Source organism: Gemmobacter sp. LW-1 (assembly GCF_001303875.1).
In the GTDB taxonomy this organism is placed as follows: domain Bacteria; phylum Pseudomonadota; class Alphaproteobacteria; order Rhodobacterales; family Rhodobacteraceae; genus Gemmobacter; species Gemmobacter caeni.
Window position 1 is genome coordinate 119,049 of the sequence record NZ_LJSC01000034.1, and the last position, 11,524, is coordinate 130,572.

Sequence of the window (11,524 nt, forward strand, 5' to 3'; positions counted from 1 at the left end):
AGTATTTGACATGGACCGCTCGCCGCTTCCGGGCCGCAACGATTTGCTGAACACTGATCAGATCCTTGCCTGCGCAGACCGCAAGGCCGCCACTTTCATCGCCCTCAGCGACCGGGTCTGGGCCATGCCCGAACTGCGGTTCGAGGAATTCCGCTCGGTCGAGGAACATATCACCGCGCTGGAGGCGGAAGGCTTCACCATCACCCGCAATATCGCAGGCATGCCCACCGCCTTCATGGCCGAGGCGGGCAGCGGCGATGTAACCATCGGCTTTCTTGGGGAATTTGACGCGCTGGCGGGCCTGTCACAGGTTGCGGGCGCGCTGGAACCCGATCCGGTGCTGGCCGGGGGGAATGGCCATGGCTGCCATCACAACCTTCTGGGCGCGGCTTCGCTGTTGGCGGCGGTTGCGCTGCGCGATGCGCTGGCAGAAGCAGGGGTCGCGGCCCGGGTGCGCTATTACGGCTGCCCGGCCGAAGAGGGCGGATCGGGCAAGACCTATATGGCGCAAGCCGGGGCTTTCGACGGGCTGGACGCCGCCTTCTGCTGGCACCCTGCCGATTACAACCATGTCATGTCGGCAGCGACGCTTGCCAATATCCAGGCCTATTTCCGCTTCACGGGCCGCGCAGCCCATGCCGCCGTCAGCCCGCAGGTCGGGCGGTCGGCACTGGATGCGCTGGAACTGATGAATGTCGGCATCAACTTCATGCGCGAACACATGCCCTCCGAGGCACGGGTGCATTACGCCATTACCCAGTCGGGCGGCGTTTCACCCAATGTGGTGCAGCCCCATGCCGAGGGCCTGTACCTGATCCGGGCGCCCCGGATGCAGGATGTGCAGGATCTCTTCCTCCGGGTGCAGAAGATCGCCGAGGGCGCCGCGCTGATGACGGAAACCCGTGTTGAGATGATTTTTGACCGCGCCACCTCGGGGATCATGCCCAATCGCGCGCTGGAAGAGGTGATGCAGCAGGAATTTGAACACATCGGCCCCCCGCCCTTCGATGCCGCCGACTTCGACTATGCCGACCGGCTGGCCGCCGCGGCGCTGACCGATGCCGACCGCCGCGCCAGTGCCGAGGCTTTCAATGCGCCTCCGGGTTTTCCGCGCAACCTGCATGATGAAATCCTGCCGCTGCCGCCGGAGCCACGGCAGTTCTACGGATCGACCGATGTGGGCGATGTCAGTTGTATCGTCCCCACCGCCCAATGCCTCACTGCGACCGCCGTTGTGGGCACGCCGTTCCATACATGGCAGACGGTGACGCAGGGCACGATGCCTCATGCCCACAAAGCGATGGTGACGGCAGCGAAGGTGATGGCCGCCACGGCCGCCCGCGTGGTCCGCGACCCCGAGTTGCGCACCCGCGCCTGGGCCGAACTGGAGCGCCGGGGCGGCGGCACGCGATATGCCTCCCCCCTGCCGCTGGGCACGACGCCCCCCCGCGATTCCTCGTCAAACCGAACGGCGCCCTGACGCCGCGCGCACATCGCCTCGCTTTCAGAACTCGCACCATCTCGCCGGCGCCCGAGTGATCCACCCCGGAAAATGCCGCGTATAGGATGGACGATCAGACTGCCGGTGCCCTGGAAACTCCCCCTCGCCCGGCGGACAAGACCACCAGAATGCATGCGGACCGATGGTGAATTGCGGCGCGACCCGCTCGCACTGTTCCGGGCAGACCGCGACTGACAGAGGACAGATGTATCATGCTGCAAGCCGCGCTGCTTTATCTTGTCACCGCCGGGGTGTTTCTTGGCCTTGATGCCCTGGGCATCCGGTTCCTGATCCGCCCGGTCTTTGAACGCCATATCGGCGATCTTCTGGCCCAGCCGCTCCGGCTGGGTCCGGCAGCGCTGTTCTATCTCGCCTATGTCGCGGGCCTTGTCTGGATGGTCAGCTGGCCCGCGCTGAAGGCGGGTGATCCGTTGCAGGCGCTGATCGGCGGCATGGTGCTGGGGCTGCTGTGCTATGGCACTTATGAGATGACGAATTATGCCACGCTGGCCGCATGGTCGCTGGAACAGGTGATCATCGACGGCATCTGGGGCACGGTCCTGACCGGCTTTGCCGCCTGGGCCGGTGTCGCGGCGCTGAGCGGGCGGCTGGCCTGACAGATCAGCCCAGCCGCCGCGTCAGGCGCAGCGACAGGCCATAGGGAAGCAGACGCAGCAGTTTCACGGCGAGGGTGAAGCGGCGCGGAAAGTGGATCTCGAACCCGCGCCGGGCCAAACCGCGCAGAACAGCCCCGGCGGCTTCCTCGGGCGTGATGATCGCGGGCATGGCGAAACGGTTCTTGGCTGTCAGGCGGGTCTGGACAAAACCCGGACAGACCAGCCGCACCCGGATGCGGGGGCCCAGTTCTGCCGCCAGCGTTTCGGCCAGATTGTTGACGGCGGCCTTTGTCGCTGAATAGGGCTGCCCGCCGGGAAGCCCCATATATCCGGCCACTGAGCCGAACAGCACCAATTGCCCGCCCTCTTTAATCAGCGGCGGGCAGAGCCGCGCAACGTCAAGTGTCCCCAGAAGGTTTACCCGCACCATGGCCTCGGTGCGGGCGGGGTCCAGATCGGCGACGCGGGCAGGATCGTAAAGCGCCGCGGTGCAGATCACCGCATCAAACGGCGCCAGATCGGCAAGCCGCGCCACCGTGGCGGCAAGCGCCCCGGCCTCGCCAAGGTCCAGAGGCTCGATACGGGCCTCGCCGCATTCGGCGGCAAGGGCGGAGAGCGCCGTTGCATCCCGTGCCGAAAGAACCAGCCGCGCACCCTGCCCGGCCAGTGCGCGGGCCAGAGCCGCCCCTATTCCGGCGCTGGCCCCGATGATCCAGATGCGCTGGCCCGCGAAATCCATCGCTCAGATCCGGAAGATCGGTTGCAGCAGACGTGGCAACAGCGCGTGGAAGCGCAGCGGCGCATCAGTGGCGGCGAGACAGATGCAGGGCGCCCCCGGACCGGCAACAGGCTGATGGTCGATCGAGTCATGCGCTGTCTCGACATCGCCACGCAGGAAAGCCCCTTCGCTGTCGGAAAAACTGCCCTGCAAGACCAGCGTCAGTTCCAGGCCGCGATGGCCATGCTCCGGCACGGCGCGTCCCGGCGGGATGTAAAGCAGCCGCAATGCCCCTTCCCTGTCGGCGGAAAGGATCTGCTGGCGGATACCGCCACCCAGCATCCGCCATTGCGGCGGCTGCCCCCCCAGCGCGGCCACGACCGGCGCGGGAAAGACACCGGACCCCCGGACAGGCGGCGGCGCGGGCGTATCAAGCGCATCCATCATGCGCTGACGCGCCCCTGCACCAAGCGCTTGCCCCTCCAGACCGTCCAGCAGAGCACCGCCGATCATGTCAGCGGTTTCCACCGCAGCGCGGCATTCATCGCAGAGCGACAGATGCGCCGCGACGACGACGGCATAGGGGTGTGACAGGGCGCCCGCGCGCCAGGCATCAAGGATATCGTCCGGGATATGGTGTGTGATCTGGGTCATGGGGCAATCTTCCTCAGTTCATGCCTGAGGCGTTCAAGGCCAAGCCGGATGCGGGATTTGATAGTGCCAAGCGGCAGACCCGTCATCTCGCTGATACGGCTGTGGGGAATATCGTCGAAATAAGCCGCCCGCAGTGCCTCTGCCTGTTCGGGGGCAAGCCGGCACAGGGCGGCGACCAGATGGCTGGCTTCCTGTTGCAGTGCAAGAATCTGCGCCGGATCGGGCGCATCACTTTCGATCTCGGGCAGGTCTTCCGGCTGGGCCAGAGGCCGCCGCCGCGCAAGGTCGATCCGGCGATTGCGGGCGATGCCGTAGATCCAGCCTGCGGCATCGGCGCGATGAGGGTCGAACTGTGCTGCCTTGTGCCAGACCGCCAGCATTACATCCTGCACCGCATCCTCGGCTGATCCGTCCCGCAGCCCGCCCTTCACCATCATCGCCTTCAGGCGCGGGGCGAAATGGTCGAACAATCGGCCAAAGGCGGCCCTGTCACGCTGATCGCGCACGGCGATCAGATCGCAGGTCTGGCTGGAAAGCGCCTGTATTACTGGCTCGTCCATTCCCTGCGCCCCCTGCGCGCAAAGCTGCTCCGCCAGATGCTCGGGCGGATTGTATCTGGCGCGGGGCCGTGGTCCGGCGGGCTCGATTGCGGTTTCCATGTGCAATATACGCCGAAGCCCATCAAATGGATCACCGCGCAGGGAAATTTTCTGCCGAAGTGATCCGTTCCGGGCGCGGCGGCGTAGGACAGGGACAAACCAAGTGGAGCCCTGATGCCCTTCGACCTTTCCAAAGGCGCCCCGAGGCGCATCGCTATTGTCGGAGGCGGCATTGCCGGTCTGGCCTCTGCCTGGGCCCTGTCCTCCTGCCACCATGTCACACTGTTTGAAAGTGAAAGCCGGCTGGGGGGCCATGCCCGCACAGTCGTGGCCGGACGCCGGGGCGACCAGCCGGTCGATACAGGCTTCATTGTGTTCAACCATGTGAACTATCCGCATCTGACCGCGCTGTTCCGTGACCTCGATATTCCTGTCGAGAAAAGCGACATGAGCTATGGCGTGTCGCTGAACGGCGGGCGGGTGGAATATGCACTGCGGTCGGGCAACACGCTGTTCGCGCAACGGCGCAACCTGATTGACCCGCGCTTCTACCGGATGATCCGCGACATCCTGCGCTTCAACAGCAGGGCAGAGGATCTGGTCGCCGCCGCGCCGGATCTGTCGATTGCGGAACTGATCGCGCAAATGGGGCTGGGACCGCGGTTCCGCGATCACTACCTTTTCCCCTTCTGCGGCGCCATCTGGTCTACACCCGACCGCGAGATCGGGGGCTTTCCCGCACAGGCGCTGCTACGGTTCATGCGCAATCACGGGCTGCTGTCGCGCACCGGACATCATCAGTGGTGGACCGTGGCGGGTGGCTCGACCGTTTATGTCGCTCGTCTTGCGACGGCGCTGCAAAAATCCGGGGTCAAACTGCGGCGCGGGGCCGAGGTCAGGGCTGTCACGCGCCACGCAGGAACCGTGACACTGCGCGCCAAGGGGGCGGAGCCAGAGGAATTCGATCATGTCATTCTGGCCGCACATGCGGATCAGGCGCTGTCCCTGCTGACCGATGCCTCTGCCGAAGAACGCGCGGCGCTGTCGGCCATCCGGTTTCAGCCGAACCGGGCCGTGCTGCATGCCGATCCATCCATCATGCCGAAACGCCGCCTGTGCTGGAGCTCGTGGGTCAGCCATGGTGACTCGACGGGGGTGGGCGTGACCTACTGGATGAACCGGCTTCAGAATATCCCCGAGGATGATCCGCTGTTTGTGACGCTGAACCCGGGGCAGGAGATTGATCCCCGGCTGATCCAGGACGAGACGGTCTTTCGCCATCCGGTATTCGATCAGGCGGCGCTGGAGGCGCAGACACAAATCGCGGCGATGCAAGGCCAGCGCAACACATGGTTTGCCGGAGCATGGCTGCGCAACGGCTTCCATGAAGACGGCTTTGCAAGTGCCATGCGGATCGCCCGGCGCCTCCGGCCGGAACAGGTGACGCCATGACACTGGCCGCACGGCTGGACGCGGGCGAGGTGCTGGGCCTGCGGGCAGTGATTACCCATGCCCGCCGCGCGCCGCCGCATCATGCGTTCCGCACCTCTGCCGACCATGTACTGCTGGCCCCCGAAACCTGTCGCCCACCCCGCCTGATGGGGCACAATTGCTTTAACCTGATTGCCTTTCACGATGCAGACCACGGCGGCAGACGCGGCGAAGGCTCCGGCGCGGGCTGGGCCTGGCAGCAATTTGCCGCCGCCGGGATAGACCGCGCGCCGGGCCGCGTGCTTGCCCTGCTGACGCAGCCCCGGTTTCTGGGATACTGGTTCGCTCCGGTCAGCTTCTGGCTGCTGATCGAGGGGGATGCGCTGATTGCCGCCATCGCCGAGGTCAACAATACCTTCGGGCAGCGGCATTCCTATCTGCTGATCCCGCCCGGCCAGGCGCCGATCACCGCCGCAACGCGGCTGTCCGCCCGCAAGATGTTTCATGTCTCGCCGTTTCAGGATCTGTCGGGGGACTATGAATTTGCTTTCGACCTGCACCCCGACCGCCTTGCCATCCGCATTGCGCGCAAGGACGGTGCGGACGGGATTGATACCGCCATGGGCGGCCCGCTGCGCCCGTTGACCTCGGGCGGCATCCTGCGCGCGGCGCTGCAACGCCCCGGCGGCGCACTGCGGGTGATTGTGCAGATCTACTGGCATGCCCTTCGCCTCAGGATCAAGGGCGCCACCTACCGCCGTCTTCCCACCCCGCCCGAACAGGAGATCACCTGATGACCACCATGACGCAGCGGGCACTCTCCGGCCGCTTCCTTGCGGCGCTGGAGCGGATAGAGCACGGGATTCTGACGCTCACCACGCCCGAGGGCACGCGCCACAGGTTTGGCCATGCTGGCCCCGAGGCTGAATTGCATATCCGTGACTGGCGCCTCCTGCACCGGCTGGCGCTGCGCGGCGATGTGGGGTTTGGCGAGGGCTGGATCGCCGGTGACTGGCGCAGCGACACGCTGGAAAGCGTGCTGACGCTCGCGCTGCGCAATCTTGACGCGCTGTCCGGACTGGGAACGCCGGGGCCGGTGCAGGCCATCCGCATGCGGCTGTCCGATCTGTTCCTGCGCCGCAACAGCCGCCGGGGTGCCGCGCGCAATATCCGCGCCCATTACGATGTCGGGAACGAGTTCTATCAGCTCTGGCTTGATCCCGGCATGACCTATTCCTCGGCCCTTTTCGGGCCCGGCGACGATCTGGAACAAGCGCAGGCCCGCAAGAACGGGCGCATCCTCTCCCGGCTGGGGAAAGGCGAGCGGCTGCTGGAAATCGGCTGCGGCTGGGGCGGCTTTGCCGAGGCCGCCGCCGAACGTGGCCACGCTGTCACCGCGATCACGCTGTCGCATCAGCAGAAGGGCTATGCAGATGCGCGCCTGGATGGTCGAGCGGAAGTGCGGCTTCAGGACTACCGCGATGTCGGGGGCAGGTTCGACAATATCGTTTCGATCGAGATGATCGAGGCGGTGGGCGAGGCCTACTGGCCTGCCTATTTCACCGCGCTGAAGAACAGGCTGGCACCGGGCGGGCGGATCGTTCTGCAAGCCATTACCGTGCCCGATGCCGAATTCTCGGTCTATCGGCGGCGGACGGATTTCATCCGCCAGCACGTCTTCCCCGGTGGCATGCTCCCCTGCGATACGGTGATCGGGCATCAGGCGGCAAAGGCCGGGCTGCGGGTGAAATCCAGCCATGCCTTCGGTCAGGATTATGCCCGCACCTGCCGGATCTGGTCTGAACGGATGATGCAGGAAAGCGCCCGCATCCGGCGGCTTGGCTATGACGATGCCTTCCTCCGCTGCTGGCAATTCTATCTGGAGGGCTGCGCCGCCACCTTCGCCAGCGGGCGCTGCGATGTCGTGCAGGTGGATCTGACCCACGCCGCAGAAGCGGCGTGAACCAGGAGGGCGCGCCCCCAGCCGTTACAGGCCAGACCCCCGCTCTGCACCGGAGGCAGACAGGGCAGCGCGACCATTGCGCAGATTGCGGGCCAGAACCGCCGTAACGAACAGCCCGGTCAGGATCAGCACGATGGTTGGCGCCGGGGCGGCGTCCAGCCAGAAAGACGCATAAACGCCGCCCGCACCGGCCAGCACCGCAACCGCCACCGAGGCCATCATCATGGTCACGAACCGGCGTGTCAGCAGGAAGGCAATGGCGCCCGGCGCGATCAGATAGGCCACGGAGAGGATGATCCCGACCGAGGACAGCATGGCAACGATGGTGGCGGACAGGATGGCCAGCAGCCCGTAATGCAGCGCCCCCACCCGCAACCCGATCATCCGCGCCTGCACGGGGTCAAAGCTCTGGGCCAGGAAGTCGCGCCACTTCACCCCGAGGATCAGCGCCACCCCGCCCGAGATCAGCCCGCTGGTCCACAGATCCTGTGCGCCAACGCCCAGCATGTTGCCGAACAGGATGTGGTCCAGATGCAGCGAGGTCTCGATCTGGGTGTAGATGACGATGCCCAGACCGAACATGCCGGAAAAAACCACGCCCATCACGGTATCCTGCTTGATGCGGGAATTGTCCTTGATGAAGCCGGTGCCAAGCGCGCAGACCAGACCGGCGAGAAACGCGCCGATCAGCAGCGGAATACCGGCCACATAGGCCAGGACAACGCCCGGCAGAACAGCGTGGCTGGTGGCATCGCCCATCAGCGACCAGCCCTTCAGCACCAGAAAACAGCTCAGCAACGCGGCCGCCGGAGCAATCAGCAGGATGATCAGCAGCGCATTCTGCATGAAGGGGAATTGGAACGGCAACAGCAGGTCGGCCATCACAGCGGCTCCTTCAGGGCAGCTTTCGCGCGGGCGCGGGCCGCCAGCATGCCATGTTTGGGGGCGAAGAAGAACGCGGCCAGAAGCAGCAGCGTCTGAAAGCAGACGATCACCGCCCCGGTCGCACCGTCGAGGAAATAGCTGAGATAGGCACCGAAGGCCGAAGTGACCGATCCGATGGCCACCGACAGCGCCAGCAGCCGGGGAAAGCGGTCGGTCAGCAGATAGGCGGTCGCGCCCGGGGTAACGACAAGCGCGATCACCAGAAACGCCCCCACCGTCTGCATGGCCGCCACGGTCGAGGCCGAAAGCAGGGTGAAGAAGACCAGCCGCAGCGCCGTGACATTCAGCCCGATGGAACGCGCATGCGCCTCGTCGAAGAAGACCGCCAGCAGATCCCGCCATTTCGCCAGCAGGATGATCAGTGACACACCCCCGATCAGCGCCAGTTGCAGCGTGTCCTCGGGTGTGATGGCGAGGATATTGCCCATGATGATGGTCTGGATCGAGACGGCCATCGGGTTCAGCGACACCATGAACAGCCCCAGCCCGAAGAAGGCTGTGAAGATCAGGCCGATCACCACATCCTCCTTCAAACCCGAACGGCTGCGCAGGAACAGCATCGCCAGTGCGGCAAGGCCGCCCGACAGGAAGGCGCCAAGGGCGAAGGGCAGGCCCAGCATATAGGCCCCGGCCACCCCCGGCACGACAGAATGGGACAGCGCATCCCCGATCAGCGACCAGCCTTTCAGCATCAGATAGGCCGAAAGAAAGGCACAGACTGCGCCGACCAGCGCCGACACCCAGATCGCATTGGTCATGTAGCCATACTGAAAGGGCTCGAACCAGTTCATTGCCGGCCCTTCAGGGTGCGGGCCCGGTCATCATAAACCACCAGCGGCCGTTCGTCGTCGGAATAGACTTCCAGACGGCGCGGGTCGGCATCGTCATGCAGCCGTGGCCCCTCCAGCAGAAAGTGCCGCAGCACGCCGCCGAAGGTTTCGCGCAGCCGGTCCGGCGTAAAGACCTCCTCGGTCGGGCCATGTGCCAGAACCGTGCCCTTCACCAGCACCACCCGGTCGCAGAATTCGGGCACCGAGCCGAGGTTATGCGTCGCCACCAGCATCACCCGCCCTTCGGCCCGCATCTCGCGCAGCAGCGTAATGATCTGTTCCTCGGTCGTCACATCCACGCCGGTGAAAGGTTCGTCCAGCAGGATCACCTGCGCATTCTGGGCCAGTGCGCGGGCCAGAAAGACGCGCTTCTTCTGGCCCCCCGACAGCTCGCCGATCTGGCGGTGCCGGTATTCAACCATATTGACCCGTTGCAGCGCCGCTGTCGTGGCCGCATGATCCGCCGCGCGCGGGCGGCGCAGAAAGCCCATATGGCCATAGCGCCCCATCATCACCACGTCCTCGACCAACACCGGGAAGGTCCAGTCGATTTCCTCGGATTGCGGGACATAGGCGACGGCCTGTTTCTTCATCATGGCCTGCACCGGCTGGCCCAGAATCTCGATCTTTCCGGCGGAAACGGGGATGAACCCCATCAGCGCCTTGAACATCGTGGATTTGCCCGCACCGTTCACCCCCACCAGCGCCGCGATACTGCCGCGTGGGATGGCGAAACTGGCATCCCGCAACGCGGTATGACCGTTGCGATAGGTAACCGTCAGGCCGCTGGCGCGGATGCCGTCGCTCATGGCTGAAGGCCCGTCACGATGGTTTCCGAGGTGACGCGCAGCAGGTCAAGATAGGTCGGCACCGGCCCGTCCGGTTCGGAGAGGCTGTCGACATACAGCGCTCCGCCATAGGCGGCGCCGGTCTCGCGTGCGACCTGCCGCGCGGGCTTGTCCGATACGGTGCTTTCGGAAAAGACCACCGGGATGCTTTCGGCCCGCACGGTGTCGATCACCGACCGCACCTGTTGCGGCGTGCCCTGCGCATCGGCATTGATCGGCCAGAGGTAGACCTCCTGCAATCCGAAATCCCGCGCGAGGTAGGAAAATGCGCCCTCCGAGGTCACCAGCCAGCGGCGCCCTTCCGGCAGGGCCCGCGCTGCCTCGCGCAGCGGGCCGATGACCGCAGCCACCTGCCGTTTGTAGGCATCGGCATTTGCGGCATAGACGGCAGCATTGTCCGGGTCTGCGACACTGAGCGCATCCCGAATGTTGTCGATGTAGATTTCGGCCGAGTCGAGCGCCATCCAGGCATGCGGATTGGGCTTGCCTGCATAATCTCCACCCGCAATCGCGATAGGCGCGATCCCGTCCGAAACGGTCGCGGCGGGTACATCGCGCAGATTCACGAAAAATTTCTCGAACCAGCGTTCAAGGTTCAGCCCGTTCCACAGGATCAGATCCGCCCCCTGCGCCTTCACCAGATCACGCGGCGTCGGCTCGTAACCGTGAATCTCGGCACCGGGGCGGGTGATCGAAACCACCTCGGCCGCATCACCGGCCACATTCTGCGCCATATCGGCAATGATGGTGAAGGTGGTCACGACCTTCAGCCGCTCCTGCGCGGCGGCCGCGGCCGCTGTCAGGCCGGTCAGGGCAAGGCCTGTGGCCATACTCAAAATTGCTCGTCTGCAGATCATCGGATTCTCCCTGTCGCCCCACATGCATTTAGGAATGATTTGCAACTGTCAAGCCAGATGCGAGTCATTTGCATCTGAGACTTGCATCCGCACGGGAAAATGCGCGAAGAGAAAGTATGACCGACCACGACCACAGAACCGAAAAGCTGACAGACGCGCTGCGTCAGGCAGGCGTGCGCATCACCCGCCAGCGGGCGGCGCTGCTGTCGGTGCTTGCCGATGCCGAAGACCACCCCGAAGCCACCGAGCTTCACCGCCGCGCCGAAGAAGTGGTGCCGGGCATTTCCCTCTCGACCGTCTATCGCACCCTGACCGAGCTGGAGATGCAGGGTGTGATCCTGCGCCATCAGTTCGAAGGCACGCCCGCACGCTTTGAACATACCGAAACGCATCACCACGACCATATGATCGACGTGGAAACCGGCGAGGTGGTGGAATTTGCGAACGAACGGATCGAGCGGCTTCAGGCCGAGATCGCCGATGCGATGGGCTACGAAATCGTCCATCACCGGCTGGAGCTTTATGTCCGCAAAAAGCGAAGCCCAGCCCCGCAGGGGTAAG

13 protein-coding genes are annotated in these 11,524 nt (G+C 64.9%); 6 read left to right on the forward strand and 7 right to left on the reverse strand.

Translation table 11 applies throughout. The features are described from left to right. The first annotated feature begins 10 nt into the window (after positions 1-10). Both AO684_RS07535 and AO684_RS07540 read left to right on the forward strand, forming a co-directional pair. Positions 11-1,480, forward strand: coding sequence for an amidohydrolase (locus AO684_RS07535; protein ID WP_082400816.1), 1,470 nt, complete (start codon positions 11-13; stop codon positions 1,478-1,480). A gap of 236 nt (positions 1,481-1,716) precedes the next feature. After that, positions 1,717-2,118 carry a DUF2177 family protein gene (locus AO684_RS07540; protein ID WP_161806001.1) on the forward strand — a complete coding sequence of 134 codons (402 nt, stop codon included), beginning with the start codon at positions 1,717-1,719 and terminating at the stop codon, positions 2,116-2,118. A 4-nt stretch (positions 2,119-2,122) separates the two neighbouring features. Here the strand turns inward: AO684_RS07540 and AO684_RS07545 are convergent, their stop codons facing one another. From AO684_RS07545 to AO684_RS07555, 3 genes are read right to left on the reverse strand one after another with little or no spacing between them, the layout of a single operon-like run. Further along, on the reverse strand, positions 2,123-2,857 hold the full coding sequence (locus tag AO684_RS07545; protein WP_054302127.1) for an SDR family oxidoreductase: 735 nt from the start codon (positions 2,855-2,857) through the stop codon (positions 2,123-2,125). Between the two features lie 3 nt (positions 2,858-2,860). Beyond that, entirely contained in the window at positions 2,861-3,490 is a 630-nt protein-coding gene (locus tag AO684_RS07550) for a ChrR family anti-sigma-E factor (protein WP_054302128.1), read from the reverse strand. Continuing rightward, on the reverse strand, positions 3,487-4,149 hold the full coding sequence (locus tag AO684_RS07555; RefSeq protein WP_235451236.1) for a sigma-70 family RNA polymerase sigma factor: 663 nt from the start codon (positions 4,147-4,149) through the stop codon (positions 3,487-3,489). The genes AO684_RS07550 and AO684_RS07555 overlap by 4 nt, the downstream gene beginning before the upstream one ends. Positions 4,150-4,263: 114 nt before the next feature. Between AO684_RS07555 and AO684_RS07560 the strand changes: the two genes are divergently transcribed. From AO684_RS07560 to AO684_RS07570, 3 genes are read left to right on the forward strand one after another with little or no spacing between them, the layout of a single operon-like run. After that, positions 4,264-5,541, forward strand: a complete 1,278-nt coding sequence (locus tag AO684_RS07560) for an NAD(P)/FAD-dependent oxidoreductase (protein ID WP_054302130.1) — start codon at positions 4,264-4,266, stop codon at positions 5,539-5,541. Further along, entirely contained in the window at positions 5,538-6,314 is a 777-nt protein-coding gene (locus AO684_RS07565) for a DUF1365 domain-containing protein (protein WP_054302131.1), read from the forward strand. Before AO684_RS07560 ends, AO684_RS07565 begins: the two co-directional genes overlap by 4 nt. Beyond that, positions 6,314-7,483 (forward strand): cyclopropane-fatty-acyl-phospholipid synthase family protein, encoded by a 1,170-nt coding sequence (locus AO684_RS07570; RefSeq protein ID WP_054302132.1) that lies wholly within the window; start codon positions 6,314-6,316, stop codon positions 7,481-7,483. Before AO684_RS07565 ends, AO684_RS07570 begins: the two co-directional genes overlap by 1 nt. A 24-nt stretch (positions 7,484-7,507) precedes the next feature. On the opposite strand, the gene AO684_RS07575 is transcribed toward AO684_RS07570, so the two are convergent. Genes AO684_RS07575 through AO684_RS07590 form a run of 4 tightly spaced genes read right to left on the reverse strand, consistent with a single transcriptional unit; the run spans position 7,508 to position 10,963 of the window. Continuing rightward, positions 7,508-8,368, reverse strand: coding sequence for a metal ABC transporter permease (locus AO684_RS07575; protein WP_304437864.1), 861 nt, complete (start codon positions 8,366-8,368; stop codon positions 7,508-7,510). Then, positions 8,365-9,219, reverse strand: coding sequence for a metal ABC transporter permease (locus AO684_RS07580; RefSeq protein ID WP_054302134.1), 855 nt, complete (start codon positions 9,217-9,219; stop codon positions 8,365-8,367). Before AO684_RS07580 ends, AO684_RS07575 begins: the two co-directional genes overlap by 4 nt. After that, on the reverse strand, positions 9,216-10,067 hold the full coding sequence (locus tag AO684_RS07585; RefSeq protein WP_054302135.1) for a manganese/iron ABC transporter ATP-binding protein: 852 nt from the start codon (positions 10,065-10,067) through the stop codon (positions 9,216-9,218). The genes AO684_RS07580 and AO684_RS07585 overlap by 4 nt, the downstream gene beginning before the upstream one ends. Further along, positions 10,064-10,963 (reverse strand): metal ABC transporter substrate-binding protein, encoded by a 900-nt coding sequence (locus AO684_RS07590; protein WP_054302136.1) that lies wholly within the window; start codon positions 10,961-10,963, stop codon positions 10,064-10,066. The genes AO684_RS07585 and AO684_RS07590 overlap by 4 nt, the downstream gene beginning before the upstream one ends. A 116-nt stretch (positions 10,964-11,079) precedes the next feature. On the opposite strand from AO684_RS07590, the gene AO684_RS07595 reads away from it, so the two are divergent. After that, a complete protein-coding gene (locus AO684_RS07595; protein ID WP_054302137.1) occupies positions 11,080-11,523 on the forward strand; it encodes a Fur family transcriptional regulator in 444 nt (147 codons plus the stop codon). Position 11,524 lies beyond the last annotated feature (1 nt).

What these genes read in the sequence shown, in the direction of transcription:
- AO684_RS07550 (WP_054302128.1), bottom strand. Translation starts at nt 3,490, where the DNA reads ATGACCCAGATCACACACCATATCCCGGACGATATCCTTGATGCCTGG.
- AO684_RS07590 (WP_054302136.1), bottom strand. Translation starts at nt 10,963, where the DNA reads ATGATCTGCAGACGAGCAATTTTGAGTATGGCCACAGGCCTTGCCCTG.
- AO684_RS07570 (WP_054302132.1), top strand. Translation starts at nt 6,314, where the DNA reads ATGACCACCATGACGCAGCGGGCACTCTCCGGCCGCTTCCTTGCGGCG.
- AO684_RS07585 (WP_054302135.1), bottom strand. Translation starts at nt 10,067, where the DNA reads ATGAGCGACGGCATCCGCGCCAGCGGCCTGACGGTTACCTATCGCAAC.
- AO684_RS07535 (WP_082400816.1), top strand. Translation starts at nt 11, where the DNA reads ATGGACCGCTCGCCGCTTCCGGGCCGCAACGATTTGCTGAACACTGAT.
- AO684_RS07580 (WP_054302134.1), bottom strand. Translation starts at nt 9,219, where the DNA reads ATGAACTGGTTCGAGCCCTTTCAGTATGGCTACATGACCAATGCGATC.
- AO684_RS07565 (WP_054302131.1), top strand. Translation starts at nt 5,538, where the DNA reads ATGACACTGGCCGCACGGCTGGACGCGGGCGAGGTGCTGGGCCTGCGG.
- AO684_RS07555 (WP_235451236.1), bottom strand. Translation starts at nt 4,149, where the DNA reads ATGGAAACCGCAATCGAGCCCGCCGGACCACGGCCCCGCGCCAGATAC.
- AO684_RS07545 (WP_054302127.1), bottom strand. Translation starts at nt 2,857, where the DNA reads ATGGATTTCGCGGGCCAGCGCATCTGGATCATCGGGGCCAGCGCCGGA.
- AO684_RS07595 (WP_054302137.1), top strand. Translation starts at nt 11,080, where the DNA reads ATGACCGACCACGACCACAGAACCGAAAAGCTGACAGACGCGCTGCGT.
- AO684_RS07560 (WP_054302130.1), top strand. Translation starts at nt 4,264, where the DNA reads ATGCCCTTCGACCTTTCCAAAGGCGCCCCGAGGCGCATCGCTATTGTC.